The organism is Kitasatospora nipponensis (assembly GCF_039528135.1).
Lineage (GTDB): Bacteria > Actinomycetota > Actinomycetes > Streptomycetales > Streptomycetaceae > Kitasatospora > Kitasatospora nipponensis.
The window spans coordinates 1-533 of record NZ_BAAALF010001096.1; the positions used below are offsets into that span (position 1 = coordinate 1).

General features: G+C 69.4%; 1 protein-coding gene. It reads left to right on the forward strand.

What is annotated here, in order from left to right; translation table 11 throughout:
- On the forward strand, positions 1–533 hold a 533-nt coding region (locus ABD323_RS45065), incomplete at both ends, for an undecaprenyl-diphosphate phosphatase (protein ID WP_344447732.1).

The window sequence follows — 533 nt, forward strand, 5'->3', positions numbered from 1 at the left end:
CGGCATCTTCGGGGCGCTCTTCCAGGACACCATCGAGACCACCCTGCGCGACCTCCGGGTGATCGGCACCACGCTGATCGTCTTCGGCGTGATCCTGGCGGTCGCCGACCGCACCCGGGCGGTCCGGCACGCCAAGCCGATCAGCGAGCTGACGCTGCCTCATGCCATCGGGTACGGGCTGGCGCAGTCACTGGCGCTGATCCCCGGCGTCTCCCGCTCGGGGGGCACGATCAGCGCGGGCCTGCTGCTCGGCTACAGCCGGGAGGCGGCGGTCCGGTACTCCTTCCTGCTCGCCATCCCGGCCGTACTGGCCTCCGGTGTGCTGGAGCTGTTCAAGATCGGCGAGGGCCCGGCCCCGGCCTGGGGGCCGACCATCATGGCGACCCTGATCGCCTTCGTGGTCGGCTACGCCGCCATCGCCTGGTTCCTGAAGTACATCTCCAGCCACAGCTTCATGCCGTTCGTGGTGTACCGGGTGCTGCTCGGCATCGTGATCATCGGCCTGGTGACGGCAGGTGTGCTGGCTCGGGACG